General features: G+C 60.7%; 16 protein-coding genes. 6 read left to right on the top strand and 10 right to left on the bottom strand.

Annotation, left to right across the window (positions count from 1 at the left end; translation table 11 throughout):
- Positions 1–61: 61 nt before the first annotated feature.
- From HEP89_RS11120 to HEP89_RS11105, 4 genes are all read right to left on the bottom strand, one after another.
- Positions 62–784, bottom strand: a complete 723-nt coding sequence (locus HEP89_RS11120; protein ID WP_168692049.1) for an amino acid ABC transporter ATP-binding protein — start codon at positions 782–784, stop codon at positions 62–64.
- Positions 781–1443: an amino acid ABC transporter permease gene (locus HEP89_RS11115; RefSeq protein WP_023000138.1), complete on the bottom strand. Its 663-nt coding sequence runs from the start codon at positions 1441–1443 to the stop codon at positions 781–783. The genes HEP89_RS11120 and HEP89_RS11115 overlap by 4 nt, the downstream gene beginning before the upstream one ends.
- Before the next feature lie 9 nt (positions 1444–1452).
- Entirely contained in the window at positions 1453–2115 is a 663-nt protein-coding gene (locus HEP89_RS11110; protein ID WP_168692048.1) for an amino acid ABC transporter permease, read from the bottom strand.
- A gap of 324 nt (positions 2116–2439) precedes the next feature.
- A complete protein-coding gene (locus tag HEP89_RS11105) occupies positions 2440–3240 on the bottom strand; it encodes a transporter substrate-binding domain-containing protein (protein ID WP_168692047.1) in 801 nt (266 codons plus the stop codon).
- A 393-nt stretch (positions 3241–3633) separates the two neighbouring features.
- Here HEP89_RS11105 and HEP89_RS11100 point away from each other — a divergent pair, with 393 nt between their 5' ends.
- Complete coding sequence (locus HEP89_RS11100; protein ID WP_055661557.1) at positions 3634–4293, top strand: GntR family transcriptional regulator; 660 nt, start codon at positions 3634–3636, stop codon at positions 4291–4293.
- 17 nt (positions 4294–4310) lie between these two features.
- On the opposite strand, the gene HEP89_RS11095 is transcribed toward HEP89_RS11100, so the two are convergent.
- The 4 genes from HEP89_RS11095 to HEP89_RS11080 form a co-directional block, all read right to left on the bottom strand.
- Positions 4311–4637, bottom strand: coding sequence for a hypothetical protein (locus tag HEP89_RS11095; protein ID WP_077291671.1), 327 nt, complete (start codon positions 4635–4637; stop codon positions 4311–4313).
- A 32-nt stretch (positions 4638–4669) separates the two neighbouring features.
- Positions 4670–5350: a L,D-transpeptidase gene (locus HEP89_RS11090; RefSeq protein ID WP_168692046.1), complete on the bottom strand. Its 681-nt coding sequence runs from the start codon at positions 5348–5350 to the stop codon at positions 4670–4672.
- On the bottom strand, positions 5347–6276 hold the full coding sequence (locus HEP89_RS11085; RefSeq protein WP_062486853.1) for a glycine betaine ABC transporter substrate-binding protein: 930 nt from the start codon (positions 6274–6276) through the stop codon (positions 5347–5349). The genes HEP89_RS11090 and HEP89_RS11085 overlap by 4 nt, the downstream gene beginning before the upstream one ends.
- Positions 6277–6455: 179 nt before the next feature.
- Positions 6456–7820 carry an MBL fold metallo-hydrolase gene (locus HEP89_RS11080; protein WP_197923202.1) on the bottom strand — a complete coding sequence of 455 codons (1365 nt, stop codon included), beginning with the start codon at positions 7818–7820 and terminating at the stop codon, positions 6456–6458.
- A 390-nt stretch (positions 7821–8210) separates the two neighbouring features.
- Here HEP89_RS11080 and HEP89_RS11075 point away from each other — a divergent pair, with 390 nt between their 5' ends.
- Complete coding sequence (locus HEP89_RS11075) at positions 8211–9353, top strand: patatin-like phospholipase family protein (RefSeq protein ID WP_077291669.1); 1143 nt, start codon at positions 8211–8213, stop codon at positions 9351–9353.
- 18 nt (positions 9354–9371) lie between these two features.
- On the opposite strand, the gene HEP89_RS11070 is transcribed toward HEP89_RS11075, so the two are convergent.
- Complete coding sequence (locus HEP89_RS11070) at positions 9372–10058, bottom strand: TetR/AcrR family transcriptional regulator (RefSeq protein ID WP_077291668.1); 687 nt, start codon at positions 10056–10058, stop codon at positions 9372–9374.
- A gap of 253 nt (positions 10059–10311) precedes the next feature.
- On the opposite strand from HEP89_RS11070, the gene HEP89_RS11065 reads away from it, so the two are divergent.
- The 3 genes from HEP89_RS11065 to HEP89_RS11055 are packed head-to-tail and all read left to right on the top strand — an operon-like array spanning position 10312 to position 16083.
- The gene (locus HEP89_RS11065; RefSeq protein WP_205838739.1) at positions 10312–11430 is read left to right on the top strand and encodes an efflux RND transporter periplasmic adaptor subunit; all 1119 of its coding nucleotides are present in this window, start codon (positions 10312–10314) and stop codon (positions 11428–11430) included.
- On the top strand, positions 11430–14567 hold the full coding sequence (locus HEP89_RS11060; protein ID WP_168692045.1) for an efflux RND transporter permease subunit: 3138 nt from the start codon (positions 11430–11432) through the stop codon (positions 14565–14567). Before HEP89_RS11065 ends, HEP89_RS11060 begins: the two co-directional genes overlap by 1 nt.
- 10 nt (positions 14568–14577) lie before the next feature.
- Positions 14578–16083, top strand: coding sequence for an efflux transporter outer membrane subunit (locus HEP89_RS11055; RefSeq protein WP_062486847.1), 1506 nt, complete (start codon positions 14578–14580; stop codon positions 16081–16083).
- A 50-nt stretch (positions 16084–16133) separates the two neighbouring features.
- Here HEP89_RS11055 and HEP89_RS11050 read toward each other — a convergent pair whose 3' ends face one another.
- On the bottom strand, positions 16134–17024 hold the full coding sequence (locus HEP89_RS11050) for a LysR family transcriptional regulator (protein ID WP_139314218.1): 891 nt from the start codon (positions 17022–17024) through the stop codon (positions 16134–16136).
- 99 nt (positions 17025–17123) lie between these two features.
- Here HEP89_RS11050 and HEP89_RS11045 point away from each other — a divergent pair, with 99 nt between their 5' ends.
- Positions 17124–18686, top strand: coding sequence for a proton-conducting transporter membrane subunit (locus HEP89_RS11045; RefSeq protein ID WP_168692044.1), 1563 nt, complete (start codon positions 17124–17126; stop codon positions 18684–18686).
- Positions 18687–18691: the final 5 nt, after the last annotated feature.

The following is an 18691-nucleotide window of genomic DNA, read 5'->3' as shown; positions in this document are numbered from 1 at the left end:
TTGGCTCCCACGTGCGAAGCACGGGCCTTGAGGCCTGACGGTAAGGTCTAGTTGCGCCGGGTCAGCGCACGTTAGCAAGAAATTTTCGGGTGTTCTCGGATTCAGGCTGACCGAAGATCTGGGTCGGCGGGCCGATCTCCTCCATTACGCCCTTGTGGAAGAAGGCGACCCGGTCGGAGACGTCCCGGGCAAAGCCCATTTCGTGGGTAACGCAGATCATCGTCATGCCTTCCTCGGCCAGCAGGCGCATCGTGTCCAGCACTTCGCCGACCAGCTCCGGATCGAGAGCGGATGTCGCCTCGTCGAAGAGCATGTAGGTTGGCTCCATGGCCAGTGCCCGTGCAATCGCGAGACGCTGCTGCTGCCCGCCCGACAGATTGTTCGGATACACCTTCAGCTTGTCCGCAAGGCCGACATGGCGAAGCTGCTTTTCCGCAATCGCCTCGGCTTCCGCTTTCGATTTGCCTTTCACGATCCTCGGCGCCAGCGCAACATTTTCCAACGCGGTCAGATGCGGAAAGCTGTTCCATTGCTGGAACACCATGCCGAGCTTCTGGCGCAGCTTGTTGATGTCCGTCGCCTTGGCGTGAACGTCGGTGCCGTCGACCACCACCGATCCCTTCTGGATCGGCTCCAGGCCGTTGATGCAATATAGCAGTGTCGACTTGCCCGACCCGGACGCGCCGATGACGGAAAGCACTTCGCCCTTTTCGACATCGAGGTCGATGCCCTTGAGCACCTGAAGAGCGCCGAAATATTTCTCAAGGCCGCGTATCTCGATCATTGGGCCCACCTTTTTTCCAGTTTTGCGGCATAGCGCGAGATCGGGAAGGACAGCGCGAAGTAGAACGCGCCGGCGAGGGAGAGGATCAGGAAGGGTTCCTGTGTCCGCGTGATCAGGATCTGGCTGGCCTTGAGCAGCTCGACATAGCCGAGCACGGACACCAGCGCGGAATCCTTCATGACGCCGAGCGCAACACCGACCCAGGCCGGAAAGACGGCCCGCCCGCCGATGGGCAACACCACGTAGCGCATGTCCTGCCAGTAGCTGAGCCCCAGCGAACGCGCCGCCCGGCGCATCGGCTTGCCGACAGCCTCGATGCCGCCGCGGGCAACGTTGGCTACCAGAGAAGCGGTGTAGGCGGTCAGGATCACCACGCCCGACGCAAACGGATCGAAATCCAGACCGACGATGGGCGCAAAATTGTAGAACAGCACAAGCTGGATAATCAGCGGCACGGAGCGGAACACATCCAGCACCGGCCCCAGCAGCAGCGTCGCCGCCAGCCGCCCCTCGTAAAGCATCCAGCCGAACAGACCGCCGAGCACGGTCCCGATGGTGATCGAGACAGCCGAGATCCAGAGGGTCCGGAGTGCAGCTTCACCGAGGAACCAGAAATCGTGAATGTTGAAGCCTGAAAAGAAGCTGATGGATTCTTTCATGTCAGCCCCTCAGTACCGGAACAGGCGCATGGCAAGGAGCCGGGACGCCGCCAGGATGAATTTGACGATCACGTAGTAGATGACGGCCGTGACTGCGAAATATTCGAAGATGCGGAAGGTACGGCTGGCAAAGAACTGGGTCTCGCCTGACAGTTCGCGGAACCCGACCAGCATGCCGAGTGAAGACATCAACACCGCCCAGACCATCTGGTTGGTGACCGGGTGATAGACGATGCGAAAAACCTGCGGGATGACGATGCGGGTATAGGCCTGCCAGGAGGTCATTCCCAACGACCGTGCCGCCCGCAGCTGAGTCTCGGGCACAGCCTGAAAGCCGCCGCGAAAATTCTCCGCCAGATAGCCGGCACAGTTGAAGCTGAGCCCGGCAAGTACGATGAAAAACGGCGTCAGGTGAATGCCGAAGGCGCCGAGCCCGAAGCCGAAGAAGAACAGCTGGAACAGCGCTGGCGTATTGCGCGCCAGCTCCACCCACGTTGTCGCAAGCCAGTAGAGCGGCCCCTTCAGCTTCAGCCGGATCAGCGCCAGCGCAAGACCGACCGCGATGCCGATCACCATCGACAGGGTCGCGACTTCAAGCGTCAGCAACCCGGCCTCCAGCAGATCGGGCAGGCTTTTCAGCACCGGCCGCCAATGGAAATTATAGTCGAACATTTGTTACGAATTGCTCCGGCTATCCCGCCTTATCGGGGCAAGGCATACGCATTCGTGAGATCCCGTCAGACAAGAGCACTGCCGAGGTTGGTATTCCGGGTGTCACCCCGGAAAGCGCGGCGCAGATCCGGGGTCTACTCTTGGTGAAACTTGCTGAAGCCGCGGATCTCTTCGCCGAGGATCAGCACACGCTTCAAACTTTCCGGGGGTGAGTGAGCCCCGGGTCTCCCTTCGGTCGCCCGGGGTGGCACTGTATTTGTCGCAAGTTGCAGGTGACCCCGCGTTCCTCCGAGGAGGATAGGATCACCCGTCACGGCATCACCCTCAGTACATCACGCCCGGGATACGCAGTTCGGGAGCTTCGCCACCGACATATTTGCCCCACAGCTCGGCATAGCGGCCGGAGCGAACCTGGTGGGTGACGAAGAGGTTGAGAAAGTTCAGCCAGGTCACGTCTTCGCGCTTGGCGACAACGGAAGTGTAATCCGTGGTCCAAGGCATGCGCGGGCCGGGCTCCAGCGTTTCATACTGGTCGGTGACCGGCTTGACGGCGGTGTTGGTGGTCAGGCCGATATCGGCCTTGCCCTGGGCAACAGCAAGAAACACTTCGTTTTCGGACTGATAACCCTGGTAGAGATGTTCTTCACCCCATTCGGCCGCAATCTTGAGCCACTCCTGCTCCGGCACGGTACCGATGGCAGCAGCAACGCGCTTGCCGCGGATATCTTCAAATGCGTTGATCCCGCTTTCCGTGTTGACGACGCCCTGCGCGTAATAGATCGCGTAGGGAATGGTGAAACCGACGGTACGGGCACGGGCGAGACTGTCGGAAGTTGCGCCGAACACCACATCCGCGCGGCCGGTCACGATCACCGGCAGGCGCTCGGCCCAGGTTACCGGATAGATGATCGGCTCGACTTCAAGCGCTGCGGCGAGGTCATTGCAATATTCCACATCGAAACCGGCCGGCTCGTTGTTCTCGTCCCGATAGCCGATTGGCGGAAAGTCCAGCACGACGCCGCATTTCAGCTGACCGCGATCGACAACATCGTCCAGCGTGTCGGCTTTGACCGGCAGCGCGGCGGCGAATGAAAGGGCTGCGGCAGCCACAAATTTCCTGATCATGAGTTCCCCTCTTCCTTCTGAAGCATTCTGGCCCCAGCGCTTGCACGCGCCGGGTTTTTTCTTGCCCGGCCGGCAGGTTTCCCGCTCGATCCGGACCAGGTCTTTGCCCGACAGCCTCCCGAGCTGTCGGGTATTCCGGCTCATCCGCCGGACGGCAGATGCCCGTCCCGTCGGTCTTCGCTCTTCGTGCGCCGGGCCTTCCGACCCACGGCGCACCGCCCCAGGACCTCGCAGCACCAGCTGTTCCATCAACTGCTGCCTGTTGCGTTCCCTTGGGTCCAAGATTGATAAACCAGATTGGATCCAATATTCAATATAAAATATTCAAAATCATTTTCGCTTCACCAATCAAGGGCGATCCCGTAAAAGGTGGCTTCAGGGAGAATTGGTCCTATGAAACTGAAAACGATGGATATTTCCGCGACTGCTTCGGCATCGTCGATTGTGTTCGACGCGCTGCGGAAAGCCATTATCGAGGGCCAGCTTGAAGAAGGCGAACCTCTCCGCCAGGACGAAATCGCCCGCCTGTTCAACACCAGCCGCATTCCGGTACGCGAAGCGATCTCACGCCTCGAGGAACAGGGCCTCGTCAAGACCCAGCGCTACAAGGGGGCTGTCGTCGCCGGTCTGTCACCCAGGGAAACGGCGGAAATCTTTGACCTGCGCGCACTGGTCGAACCGGAAATCATCCGCAACGCCGTTCCGCTGATGTCCAAGGAATTGCTGGCAGACGCACGGGAAAAATGCGCGGCGTTCTCCTCGGCCACCGATCCGATGGCCTATGGCGACCTCAACCGCGATTTTCACGAAACGCTCTACAGCGCCAGCGATCTGAAGTTCTTTCAGGAGATTGCCGACAACGCCATCGACCGGGTGGAACGGCAGATCCGGGCCCAGCTGGTCATGTCCAACGGCATGGAACGGGCGGGACGCGAACATTTCGCCATTCTGGAAGCCTGCGAAAAAGGCGACGCGGACCTCGCCTCCAACCTCACCCGGGAACATATCCACGGGGCCAAGGCTTCACTCTTGAAGCATCTGCCGGAGGCCTGAAGCCGCCCGGCTCTTCCTTAAACGCGATTGATCGACTGAACGGTGCCGGCTTCGTCAATGACGCAAACCGCCTGCCCGCCATCGAAGGTCAGGTTGACCTGATAGGCGTTTTCGCCCGAAGGCATGGAGCTGACGGGCAGAACATTGCCGCCGGTAACCTGCAGCTCTTCGGCGGCCTTCGAGGCACAAAGCAATTGCAGGTCGGTTGGTGCGGTTTCGCCGGACGAACGCACGGCACCGGCCGTCGGTGTCTGGTTGGAGCTGGTGTTGCAGCCCGCGACGACGGAAAGACAAAGACCGGCAGCCAGTCCCGCAGCAAGCCTGTTCGATACCCTGATTTTCATTTCAAGTTTCTCCCACCCTTCACCGACAGGTCTCAGACGCCCTTGTAAAGGGCAGCCCCCTGCATCAGCACAATCACCTTCGCGCCAACTTCCACGCGGCTGTAGAGATCCGCGACATCTTCATTGTTCAGGCGAATACAGCCCGATGAGATATTGAGACCGATCGTCCAGGGCTGGTTGGTGCCATGGATGCGGTAGATGGAATCCTTGTTGCCGATATAAAGATACATCGCACGGGCGCCGAGCGGATTGTCGGGCCCGCCTGGCATGCCGCCCGCCCACTGGGCAGATTCAGGATCACGGGCAATCATTTCCGGTGGCGGTGTCCAGGTCGGCCATTCCTGCATGCGGCCGATCTTGACGATGCCGGCCCAGCCGAAGCCGTCGCGGCCCACGCCAATCCCGTATCGGATCGCCTGAAAGTTGGGCTGAACTAGGTAAAGGAAGTGCCTGTCTCCATCGATGATGATGGTACCGGGCTTTTCAGCCGTTCGGAACGGAACCACCTGCCGCCGGAATTCCTCAGGCGACTGGCCATGCCGGTTATAGAACTTCGCCGCTGCGCGCGGGGTGTAGTCCACCCATTTGCGTGTCGTCGGATCGTAGATCTGCGTCTGGAAGGATTGCGCCAGCGCCACGCCGGCAAAGGCCAACACCGCAATGGCCGGCAACCAGTTCAAGACAGTGCGAAATGCGCTCGGCAGCCTGATCATTTGGTCCACTCCCCGATCCTGTCCGCATTCGCGGCAATCCAGTCCCTTGCAACATCTTCTGCCGGCTTGCCCTCGACAACGACGGCATAGCTCATCCCGGTCACATCGGCCGGTGTCAGCTCCATGGCTGACAGGAACGAAGCCACTTCGGGCATGCCGCTTTCAAGGGATGTTGCAAAGGCAATCTTGAAACTGGATGCGTCCCAGGCGGTGTCGGCGTGCGACTTTTCCAGCCAGTCGTTGTCCTGGGCACGGGTGACGATTGTCCAGCGTGCCGGGTCGTACGCTGGCTCTTCCAGCTTCACGATGTCATGAAGTTCAAAAACATGGTGCGGTCCGTAGCAATAGAAGACCACGGGCTTGCCGAAGGACACGGCCGCATCAACGGCGGCCATGGCGACATCTTCCGGCATTTCCAGCAGCGTCATTGTCTGGTCGTAGCCGTAGGAATGCGCCCTGATCTTTTCGATCTCCGTTGACGACCAACTCGGGGCGCCAATCCAGATCTCGCCCTTGCCATCGCCGTCACTGTCGAATTGCGCGGCCATCTCGGGCTTCACGAGGTCGGCGACCGCCTTGATGCCGGTTTGTTCAACCGTTGCGCGTGTCGCGCAGATATTCTGCGTCGCAGCGACGCTCTTTGGGCTGAGCGACAGAACATGCTTTTCCTCGCTCAACCGCCCTGCCATTGCAGACAGGTTGGGGAACCAGACTTCCGGATGTACCTGGACCTCGCCCCGGCCGATATCGGAGAGAATCGTCAGGGTGCCTCGATCACGCAGTTCCGTCTCTACACCGAGGCGCTCTTTGAGAATATCATCGATGATGTAGGCGGTGACCTGAGCCGAGGGCCAGGCGGGCACGCCGATCACAACGGCATCGGCCCTGGCAGACGTGACGGCGGCGACCGCCATGATCGAAGACATGAGAACAGAACGCCACACAGCCAGTACTCCCTACACACCTTGGCCCCTACCTTAAACACTGCGACAATTCTGACGCAACGGCAAATAGCAGAAACAATTATTTCCAGTGCCTTGCAGGTTTCGATACCGGCATTCATTTCTGCTGTACGGAAGCCGGGAGAAGGAGCGCTTGGCGATCGTTATTCCAGTTCAACGTCTTCCCGGTAGTCCGGCAGCCAGCACGGCCAATCCAGCTCGCTCTCGATCCTGTAGCGCAGGGCGTCGGCGGCATCCGGTTCGCCATGCGTGATGTAGGTCATCTTTGGCGGCCGCTCGAAGTTTCCCAGCCACCGCATGATTTCATCCGCATCCGCATGCGCTGACAGCATGTGCAGGTTGCCGACCTCAGCCCGGATCGGCACGTCGGAGCCATGGATCCGGACACTTGCCGCACCGGACGTGATCGCCGCGCCTCTCGTTCCCCCCGCCTGAAACCCGGCGAACAGGATCATGTTGCGATGGTCGGGCGCATAGTGTTTCAGGTGATGCAGCACCCGGCCGCCGGTCGCCATGCCGCTGGCCGAAACGATGACCTTGGGCATGCGATTGCGATCGAGATCCTTGGATTCCTCCACATCGGCCACATAATGCGCCGCCCCGTTGGACCAGTCGCATTCTTCCGCCGTCAACCGGTGGTCGTCCGGGTGCTTGCCATAGATGTTGGAGGCGCTGACGGCCATGGGACTGTCGAGAAAGATCGGCAGGTCGGGAATTCGGCCGACTTCCTTCAGGCTCTGTATATGGAACAGCAGTGATTGCGCCCGGCCGACCGCAAAGGAGGGGATGACAACGGTGCCACCGCGCCGTGCGGTCTTGGTAATGGTTTCGGCCAGGACGTCCTCGGCATCAAGGTTTTCGTGCCGGCGATTGCCATAGGTGGATTCGACCAGCAGGTAATCCGCCTCGCGGATCGGCGACGGATCGAACATCGTCGCATCACCGTAGCGCCCGAGGTCTCCGGAAAAGACGATCCTTGTGCCACCCCAGGTCAGCTCCACAATCGCCGCCCCCAGAATATGCCCGGCCTTGCGGAAGGTAACGCTGAAAGCGCCCAGCATTTCATGCACGTCATCGAAGTCCACTGGCCGAAACCGGTCCAGCGACACTTCCGCATCCTTTTTCGTGTAGAGCGGCAGGGCCGGACGGTGCTTCGAGAACCCGTGACGGTTGGCGAATTCCGCGTCCTTTTCCTGCAAGAACCCACTGTCCGGCAGGAGGATCGCGCACAGATCCCGCGTCGCCCTTGTGCAGACAACCGGCCCCTTGAAGCCGTTGCGAACCAGGAGAGGCAGATAGCCGGAGTGATCCAGATGGGCGTGTGTCAGGATGACCGCGTCGATCGTTTTCGGATCGACAGGCAAAGGCGCCCAGTTCTTGAGCCGCAATTGCTTGTAACCCTGGAACAGGCCGCAATCGACCAGCACACGCGTGCCGTCTTTCTCCAGCAGATATTTCGAACCTGTAACAGTGCCGACGCCTCCGAGAAAAGTCAGTTTCACGCTCATTGCGCTGCATCCTCCCGATCGTCTGCACAAAGTTTCAGCCAAAACGACATCACCTGCCCGCGCATTCCGGGAAGGTATCTGAATTCAGACATGGAATCAGGAACTTGCGCAAGTCTCCCTTTTGTCGCGCAGACTTCGAAACATCGCATCGCAGCAGTATTTTTCCCGCGGAAGGCTGCCGTTTCTCAGCGTAAAAGCCTGTCGCAACGCGTGCACGCATTGAAAGATGCTGCATTGCAGCATATCTTAGTCTTCCGATGCACCGGCAGGCCGTAAAATGGTTTACCGCCGAAATCCGCTCACCAGCGGCCGGGCACGAAACTCAAGCAAAAAATATCACGAGGAAACGTTTCGGGGCTGGACACTACTTCGTGGAAAGGAACCCGGACCTTGAAACATACTGTTTCACATAGCGCCAAAGGAGCGCGCAGGACACGTGTGAACCTGGCGCTCCAGGGTGGCGGTGCCCATGGCGCCTTCACCTGGGGCGTATTGGACCGTCTCCTGGAGGAAGAGACACTCGAGATCAACGCCCTTTCGGGCACATCCGCCGGCGCGATGAATGCGGCGGCTCTGCTGACCGGCCTTATGAAAGGCGGGCGCGAAGAAGCGCGAACGTCACTGGAGGGCTTCTGGAAAACGGTTTCCAAACGAAGCCGGTTTACCCCCTTCAACATGACGACATCGAGAGCTGTGCTCGGTGGATTGGGAATAGATTTCGAAAGCCTGCCGTTTCTCTTCGGCGCGGGAATGAACTTCCTGTCGCCCTACGATCTCAACCCGGCAGGCTTCAACCCTTTACGGGAAATCATAGACGAAACGATCGACATCGACGCCATTGCCCGCTCGGCCATACCGCTGCATGTGACTGCGACCCATGTCGGTTCGGGTGAAGCCCGCATCTTTTCCAACGGCGCCGTCAGTACCGATGTGCTTCTGGCATCCGCCTGTCTCCCGTCCCTCTTTCACGCGGTCGAAATCGACGGCGAGCATTACTGGGACGGCGGCTATACCGGCAACCCCAGCCTGATGCCTCTGGTTCTGGAGCCGGGTGATGCGGATCTGTTGCTGGTCCAGACGAGCCCCACCGAACGAGCTGCCCTGCCGCAGGATGCCCAGCAGATCGCCGCGCGCGAAAAGGAGATCTCCTTCAATGCGCCTTTGATCAAGGAACTGCGGTTGCTGGCGGAATTGCAACATCAAGCTGGCGCTGGCACACAGTCGCCCCGGCAAGGTTTCCTGCCGAGCCTGACAGGCCTCAACGCCAATCGTGCCGCCAGCCCGGCTTCCAATCCGGTCGCCAACCTGCGAATCCACCGGATTGCAGGTGCCGGCATGAATGGCCGCAGCGGTCAATCCAAACTCAACTCCACCTGGCCGTTCCTGGAGGAACTGCGCGAGGAAGGCCGCACTGCTGCCGATGAGTTTCTTGAAAAGAACCGTGCAGAACTTGGTCAGCGGTCGACGCTGGATCTCGGCCACTGGCTGCAAAGAGCCGATCCCGCCCCTCTTCGCAAGGCCAAGGCATCCTGATGCATCCCTCCTGAACGGTCAGCGTGGCAGCAGGCCGTTCAGGATGAGCTGGATCGTGTGATTGAGGTAGGTGCGAATATCCGACAGGCCCGTGATCATGTCGGGTGTCTTCGGGCGGAACAGCCGAGCCGCAATGAGGACATCCAGAAGATACTTTGCCGTGTCGCGCGAAGACTGGACCACGATCCGGCCTTTTGCGACCTCGTCCTCCACCCAGGCAGTCACCACATCATGCAGTTCGCTGCCGCAGTGTTTCCTCAAAAGCATGCCCAGCTCTTCGTTCGCGACCGCCTCCACATAGAACAGACGCATTTCGGCAGCCTGCTGATTGTGTTTTTCATCGCTCTGGTCAACCTTGAAGACCGCCCTCAGGGCTTCTTCAAGGGTTTCGGCCTTTCGGCCCGCCGGAACATCAAGAAGATTGGCACGGTGGCGTATCGCGAGTTCAGCGAAGAGCTCGATTTTCGAAGGAAACAGCTCGTAAAGCGTCCGCTTGGAAATCCCGGCATTCTTGGCGACCAGTGCCATGGTCGTGCCGTTGTAGGAATGCTTCTGGAACGTGCCGAAGGCGACCTCGACAACGCGCGCCTTCAGCGTCGCCTCGTCGTGGACCTTCTGTCGCCCGCGTTGCCGCTGCTCGTTACAGTCATCCAGTCCGCCTGGACAGGAACCCGTTTGCACAATTTTTGTTCTTGAAGAGCTCATTATGTCTCCTCCCCGTTACGAACTGATACCGAAAATCGATTGACGAGGGAACCTTGAAGAGAATAATGGTACCCGAGAGTTTTCTAATACTCCACAGCATTCGCTTCCAAAGAGGTTCCTCCCGGAAATGACGTGTACCCCTCTCGGTTCGAGCACTGCGTACCTGTGCTCTACGAAGAAGCCGTTCCGTGCTTTTCTCATCGCTTTCCTGATTTCCACCAGCCTGGGGTCCGGCATTGCTCAGGCCCAGCAGATGCGAGGGGCCGCACCCAAACCGGAAGTCGGCGTTGTCGAACTTGAGCCCGAGTCGGTCGCGATCACGGCCAAGCTTTCGGGCAGGATCGCAGCGTCCCTCGATGCGGAAGTCCGGCCCGAGGTCGGCGGCATCATCAAGGAACGCCTGTTCAAGGAAGGCACGGAGGTCACCGCCGGTGACGTGCTCTACCGGATCGAGGACGATCTCTACAAGGCAGCACACGACAGTGCCCAGGCTGCTCTCCAGAAAGCGGAAGCTGCCCTGCCAAGCGCCCAGACCAAGGTTGAGCGCTACGAGGAACTGATTACGCAGAACGCCGTCGCCAAGCAGGAGCTGGACGACGCCAAGGCGGCGCTCGCCCAGGCAAAGGCGGACATCGCCTCCGCAAAGGCCAGCGTGCAGACTGCGAGGATCAATCTCGACAACACCGTCATCAAGGCACCGATTTCGGGCCGCATCGAAGCCTCGACGCTGAACGTCGGCGCATTGGTGACCGCCAGCCAGTCGGCCCCGCTGACCATCATCCGTCAGCTTGACCCGATCAATGTCGACGTCACCCAGTCGAGCACCAACCTGCTGAAGCTGCGAAAGGCCGTGCGGGAAGGCCGGATCAAGTTGTCCGGTGACAACGTGCAGGTGCGCCTGCTGCTGGAAACCGGAGAGGAATACTCCGAAACCGGCAAGCTGGAATTTTCGGAAGCCCACGTTGACCCGACAACCGGCACCTACACGCTGCGCGCCGAATTCCCGAACCCCGATCGTTTGCTCCTGCCGGGCATGTACGTCCAGGCGATCGTCGAGGAGGGCATTGCACAGAACTCGTTCCTCGTGCCGCAGCGCGCCGTATCTCGCAACGCCAGGGGCGAACCGACGGCATTGTTCCTCGACCAGGACGGCAAGGTGGAAGAGCGCGTCCTGAGGGTCGAAGGCGACATCGGCAACAACTGGCTGGTCAACGAAGGCATCTCGGAGGGAGACCGGGTCATCGTTGAAGGCTCGCTGTTCGTGCGGGCCGGCCAGGAGGCAACAGGCACTCTGGTGACCATTGACGAAGCAACGGGGGAGGTGGAAAGCCGCGGTGAGGCGGTGTCGAACACAAGTGAGACTTCCGACTGATGTCAGCTTTCTTCATCGACAGGCCGATCTTTGCCTGGGTCATTGCCATTGTCACGATGCTGGCAGGCGCACTGGCCATCACGACGCTTTCCGTTTCGCAATATCCGCAAATTGCACCGACCACCGTCAACATCAGCGCCAATTATCCGGGCGCCGATGCGGCGACGGTCGAAAACTCGATTACCAAGGTGATCGAACAGGGCATGTCCGGGATCGATTACCTGGACTACATGACCGCGACGTCTTCGAACTCCGGTTCAGCCCAGATTTCACTGACGTTCTCCTCCAAGGCGGATCCGGACGTTGCCCAGATGCAGGTGCAGAACAAGCTGCAACTCGTCTCCAGCCAGCTGCCGCAGATCGTCCAGAACACGGGCATCACCGTCACCAAGTCGACTTCCGGCTTCCTGATGGTGCTCGGCTTCGTTTCGACGGACGGACGCCTGACTTCCACCGACATCGCCGACTATGTCGACAACACGCTCAACGACACGCTGAAACGCGTCGAGGGCGTCGGTGAAACCCGGCTGTTCGGCTCCGGCTATGCCATGCGCATCTGGCTCGACCCGACGAAACTGCTGAAATACAACCTGATGCCGAGCGATGTCAGTTCCGCAATCCAGGCCCAGAACACCCAGGTTTCCGCCGGCCAGCTTGGCGGTCTGCCGCAGGCCGAGGGTCAGCAGCTCAACGCGACCATCACCGCCTCCAGCCGCCTGCAGACTGCACAGCAGTTCCGCGACATCATTCTGAAGAGCTCCGAAGACGGCTCTGTCGTTCGCCTCAACGATGTCGCCCGGGTGGAAGTTGCCAACGAAAGCTACAGCACCTCTGCCTTCTACAACGGCATGCCGGCGTCCGGCCTTGCGGTCTCGCTTGCGACCGGTGCAAACGCCATCGACACCGCCCAGCGGGTACGCGACACCATCGACCGGCTCTCCTCCACGCTGCCTGCCAGGGTCGATGTGGTCTATCCCTATGACACCACCCCCTTCGTGAAGCTCTCCATCGAGAAGGTGGTCCACACACTGCTGGAAGCAGTCGTGCTGGTGTTCCTGGTGATGTATCTCTTCCTGCAGAACCTGCGCGCAACCATCATTCCGACACTTGCCGTGCCCGTGGTTCTGCTCGGCACCTTTGGGGTGCTTGCGTTGTTCGGCTATTCGATCAACACGCTAACGATGTTCGCCATGGTGCTCGCCATCGGGCTATTGGTGGATGACGCCATCGTCGTGGTGGAAAACGTCGAACGCGTGATGGCGGAGGAAGGTTTGCCGCCACGCGAGGCGACCCGCAAATCCATGAACGAGATCACCGGCGCCCTGATCGGCATTGCGGTGGTGCTGTCCGCCGTCTTCGTGCCGATGGCGTTTTTCGGCGGCTCCGTCGGGATCATTTACCGCCAGTTCTCGATCACCATCGTTTCGGCCATGGTGCTGTCGGTATTCGTTGCGCTCATCCTGACGCCAGCGCTGTGCGCCACCATGCTGAAGCAGGGTGACCACGGCCACAAGCGTGGTCCCTTCGCCTGGTTCAACAGGGGTTTCGACGCAAGCGCAAACGGCTACAGGGCGGCAAATGGCGGCATCCTGAAGCGCGGCAAGCGCTTCCTTGTGCTGTTCATCGCAATCGGCGTTGCCATGGGCTGGATGTTCAATCGCCTGCCAAGCTCCTTCCTGCCGCAGGAAGACCAGGGCATTCTGATTGCCATGGTCAACCTGCCCGTTGGCGCGACCCAGGGCCGGACACTGACCGTGCTCGACAAGGTACGCACCCACTTCATGGAGAACGAGCCGGATGCGGTCGACAGCGTCTTCACCGTCGCCGGCTTCGGTTTCGGCGGCCAGGGACAGAATGTCGGCCTCGCCTTCATTCGCATGAAGGACTTCACCGAGCGCGAAGACCCGCGGCTTGCCGCCCAGGCAGTTGCAGGCCGTGCCATGGGAGCCTTCTCGCAGTTCAAGGACGCCCGTGTGTTCGCCCTTGCCCCGCCTGCCATTCAGGGCATGGGCAATACCAACGGCTTTTCGTTCTATCTGCAGGACATCAATGGCGCCGGTCATGACCGGCTGATGGAAGTCCGCAACCAGTTGCTGGGCATGGCGGCACAATCCGGCAAACTGGCGGCGACACGGCCCAACGGCCAGGAAGACCAGCCGCAGTTCAAGGTCGACATCGACACGCAGAAAGCGCGCCTGCTCGACCTCGGCATCCCGGACATCAACGACACCCTGTCGATTGCCTGGGGGTCCGACTACGTCAACGACTTCATGGACCGTGGCCGCATCAAGCCGGTCTATGTGCAGGCCGATGCCCCGTTCCGCATGCAGCCATCCGATCTGGATCTGTGGCACGTGCGCAATTCCAATGGCGACATGGTGCCCTTCAGCGCTTTCGCCTCATCGCGCTGGACCTATGGTTCCCCGCGGCTAGAGCGCTTCAACGGCGCGTCGGCTGTGGAACTGCAGGGCCAGGCGGCTCCCGGCATCAGCTCGGGTGACGCGATGGCGGAAATCGATGCGCTCGTGGCCCAGCTTCCGGCAGGCTTCGTTCATGAATGGACTGGCCTTTCCTATCAGGAACGGCTTTCGGGCGATCAGGCCGCATCGCTTTATGCGATATCGATCCTGATCGTGTTCCTGTGCCTTGCCGCCCTTTATGAAAGCTGGTCGATCCCCTTTGCGGTGATGCTGTCGGTCCCGATCGGCGTCTTCGGCGCCCTGGCGGCGGCCCTGATTTTCGGGCAAACCAACGACGTCTACTTCAAGGTCGGCCTGCTGACGACCATCGGCCTGGCGGCGAAAAATGCCATCCTGATCGTGGAGTTCGCCATCGAACAACAACGCCAGGGCAAGGACCTGCTGCAGGCGACACTGGACGCCGCTCGCCAGCGGCTTCGGCCGATCCTGATGACGTCCTTCGCCTTCATCCTGGGTGTGACGCCACTGGCGATTGCCACCGGGGCAGGTTCGGGTGCGCAGAACTCCATCGGCATCGGCGTCATGGGCGGCATGATCGCCTCCACCGTGCTCGGCATCTTCTTCGTGCCGCTTCTGTTCGTCACCGTGCGGCGCATCTTCAGTCGCAAGCAGACCAACGAAGCAGCCCCCGACACTTCAGGCAGCAAAGCCCATTGAGAGAGTTTCGATGACCCTTTTCAAACCTGAGACCGGCTCTGCCTGCGCCGTCCCCTCTCAACGCCGCAAGACCTGGTTGCGGCTGGGTGCGGGCCTGATGGCGGCAACCCTGCTGGGTGCCTGTTCCGTCGGCCCCGACTACCAGCGCCCGGATGTCTCCGTGCCCGGCAAGTGGCGCAACACGACAGGCGAAACGCCTGCCTCCGTGCCGCAACTTGCCAACTGGTGGACGCAGCTGGGCGATGCCCAGCTCAACAGCCTGATCTCGCTCGCGGTTCAGAACAACCTGGATGTCCGCACCGCCAAGGCCAAGGTGCGTGAAGCCCGGGCCAGTTACAAACAGGCCTCCTCGTCGCTCTTTCCGAGCCTTGACGGTGCGGCCGGCGTGACCCGCTCCAAATCGAGCGGGTCCGACAGCGTCGGCACGCTCTGGAACGGTGGTTTCGATGCCGCCTGGGAGATCGACATCTTCGGTGCCAACCGCCGAGCAAAGGAAGCAGCCAAATACGGTCTTGATGCTGCCGAGGAAGAGCTGCGGGCAAGCTTGCTGACCCTGATTGGTGACCTTGCCACCAACTATGTCGAAGCGCGCGGCTTTCAGCAGCGGCTGAAACTGGCGCAGGACACCGCGAAATCGCAGCAGTCCTCGGCCGATCTCATTCGCAAGCGGTTCCAGGCCGGTTCTTCCTCCGGTCTCGACGTTGCCAACGCGGAAGGTCAGGCGGCATCGACAGAGGCCAATATTCCGGCCCTGAAGACAGCTCTTGCCGCCTCCATGCACCGGCTGAGCGTTTTGACCGGTCAACAGCCGACCGCCCTTACCGACCGGTTGCTGGCAAGCAGCCGTATTCCGACACCGAAACTCCCGATCCCTGTCGGGATTCCGGCAAGCATCCTGCTGACCCGTCCGGACGTTCGCCTGGCTGAACGCCAGCTTGCCGAGGCAACCGCGAAAATCGGTCAGGCAACGGCAGCGCGTTATCCCTCCGTCAGCCTGACAGGTTCCATCGGCACCGCCGCAGCCGACATTGGCGATCTCGGCAAGAATTCCTCGATCAGCTGGGCCTTCGGCCCGTCGCTGTCCGTGCCGATCTTCAATGCAGGCAAGCTGGCGGCAGGCGTCGAGATTGCCGAAGCCCAGCGCGACCAGTATTTCCTCGCCTACCAGGCATCGGTGCTGACGGCACTGGAAGATGTCGAGAACGCTCTTGTCGGCTTCACCCAGGAACGCAAGCGTGTCGCCAGTCAGCGGCGTTCGGCGGAAAGCTACAAGTCGGCCGCCGAGCTTTCCAGATCGCTCTACCAGACCGGCGCCGCCAGCTTCCTCGATGCCCTCGATGCTGAACGCTCGACCTACTCCGCCGAAGACACGCTCATCCAGAGCCGTGTCCGCCTGACCACCTATTACATCGCCCTGCAAAAGGCGCTTGGCGGCGGCTGGACCGGCAAGGTGGAAACCGACAAGCCGGAAGTGGTCGACAAGAACACCGGCCCGCATTTGTCGGTTGCGTACTGACGCGACCTCGGCACCACGTTTCGGACTGGGCAAAGGCTTGAAACCCTTGCTCAGTCCGTCTTGTTTTTGAAAGCCTGAAGCAAGTCGGCGACCAGCGGGTTCGGGAAGCGCCGGTGCAGCGTGACGGCGAAGAACTCCTCCTTGAGCCCCTCCAGCCTGCCCAGCTCGATAAGGCGTCCCGAAGCAAGCTCGTCTCTCACGACGATCGGCGGGATGACGGCAAGCCCTGCGTGCGCACGCGCAAGCAGGCGGATCATCGCCATGTCGTCGGCTTCCGCGGCAACTTTGGTGACGACACCCAGTTGCTCGACCATCGCGTCGAAAGATGCCCTCAAGGCCGATTCCGGCGTCGGCAGGATCAGCGGCTGCGAAGACAGAAGCTCCGGCAAGGGCAGCCCCGCCAGATCGGCTGCGGTTGCGGGTCCGATCAGGCTGACCGGCTGTTCGGAAAGTCCATGTACGAGATAGGGACTGGAGGCATCGCGGGCTGGCACAAGGTTTGTCAGGACCACGTCGATCGCCAGTGCTTCCAGGGCCCTCAGAAGGTCTGCCTGCGCCCCGGAGCGCAGAACCACTTCGACGTCCGATCGTCCGATCAGGGGTTCCAGAAAGCCTATCTGGAAATTTCGCGAAAGCGTTGCGAGCGCTCCCACCCGCAAAGCCTTGCGCTCGGTGCCCGCGTTGCGCAGAGTCGCCGTCAGGTCCTCCGCGGTCCGAAAGATCGCTTCCGCGTGATCAAGGGCGATCCGTCCGGCCTCCGTCAGCACTAGCCCACGTCCGCGTCGCTCAAACAGATCGTGTCCTAGGGAGGCTTCCAGCGTCTTGATCTGCGAGGAAAGTGCCGACTGCGACAGGTTCAGCACCCTGGCAGCTCCCGTCAGTGTTCCATCCCGCGCAACTGCCCGGAAAAGCCGCAGATGATGAAGGTTCAGCACGAGAATACTTCCAAATTATAGAACGATTTCGATTATAATATGTAATTTTTTGCAAGAAAACGAGGCGGTATATCCACGGCGTCTTTCAGCGTCCGTGAGGTTCCCATGCCGTACCTGTTTCCCCTGCCCCTTCTTGCGCCGTTGCTGTTGCTGGCTTCAGCGGCCGTTTCAACAATGTGTCCGAGCCGCCGCCCAGGGCTCTATCCCAAGGCTTCGGAAGCAAGTGCGTTTATCGCCCTTGTGCTTGCCCTTGCCGGTCTGGTGCAGCTTCTGGTCTTGGGAGCAACGGAAGCAACCTTGTTCGAAGGTCCATTTACGCTTGTTGTGCGGCTCGACCCCATCAGCGTGACGATGACCCTTTTGGTCGCCTTCATCGGCTGGGTGGTGATGCGTTACTCCCGGACCTACCTCGACGGTGAAGCGCGAGAAGGGGCCTTCCACGGCTTGATGCTCACGGCACTTGCGGCCGTACTGGTGGTCGTCCAGTCGGGCAGCCTGTTCCTGCTTGTCCTCGGCTTTGCCGGGATCGGCCTCTGCCTGCGCAGGCTTCTGCTGTTTTACCCGCAGCGCGCCGCCGCCCAACGAGCCGCCACCAAATTCGCGCTTGTCTGGCATGCAGGTGACATCTCGCTGCTGCTGGCCGCGGGGCTGTTCATGGCAAGCACCGGCACCGCACAGCTTGGACAGCTTTCTGAAACTGTCGGGCCTGATCTCTCCTTCGCCGAACATCTGGCTGTGGTGTTCCTAGTGCTGGCAGCCGTGCTGAAAACGGCCGCCTTCCCCCTGCACGGCTGGCTGACGGAAGTCATGGAGGCGCCGACCCCGGTTTCCGCCCTGCTTCATGCAGGCATCATCAACGCCGGCGGGTTTCTTCTGATCAGGACGGCAGATCTGGTTCAGGCCAGTCCTGGCGCCATGGGCACGCTCGTGGCTCTTGGTGGCCTGACCGCTCTCTTCGGGGCAGTGGTCATGCTGACCCAAAGCGCGGTGAAGACAGCCCTTGCCTGGTCAACGATTTCCCAGATGGGTTTCATGCTGTTGCAGTGTGGTCTCGGTCTTTGGCCACTCGCGCTGCTCCATGTGGTCGCACACTCCCTCTACAAGGCCCATGCCTTCCTGTCCTCGGGTGGAGCGGTTCTGGCCGTGGCCAAGCTGCGGCGCCCCGGCCCGATCGCAATCCCCAGCGTTGCCAACGTGCTCCGGTCCTTCGCGATCGCCTTGTTTCTCTACGCGATAGTCTCCTTCGCCTTCTCGATGATCGCAGGCCCGAAAACCCCTCAGGCGCTTGCCATCGGAGCAATGCTCATCTTCGGTGTGGCCTATCTGGTGGCGCAAGGTCTTGCAGATGCGGCCCCCGCTGAACTGACGTATCGCACCTCGCTGGCCGCAGTCATCGTTGCCTTTGCCTATTTCGGCTTCCAGCAGGTTGCCAACCTTCTGTGGGGTGCAGCTCTACCGCAGGCACCTGTCGCCGGCCCCCTCGAATGGGCGCTGATCGTCCTGGCGGTGCTTTCCTTCGGCATCGTCGCCGTTGCGCAGACGCTTTTCCCGCTCTGGTCACACCACCCGTCGACCGCCGGCTTGCGCGTTCACATCGCCAACGGCCTTTACCTCAACGCCCTCCTCGACCGCTTCATCGGCGGATACCGGGTTGCGAACTCCAAGTAAGACGA

Source organism: Labrenzia sp. 5N (assembly GCF_012395805.1).
Taxonomy (GTDB): Bacteria; Pseudomonadota; Alphaproteobacteria; order Rhizobiales; family Stappiaceae; genus Roseibium; species Roseibium algicola.
The sequence above is the reverse complement of the archived record's forward strand: the minus strand, read 5'-3'. Positions and strand labels throughout refer to the sequence as shown.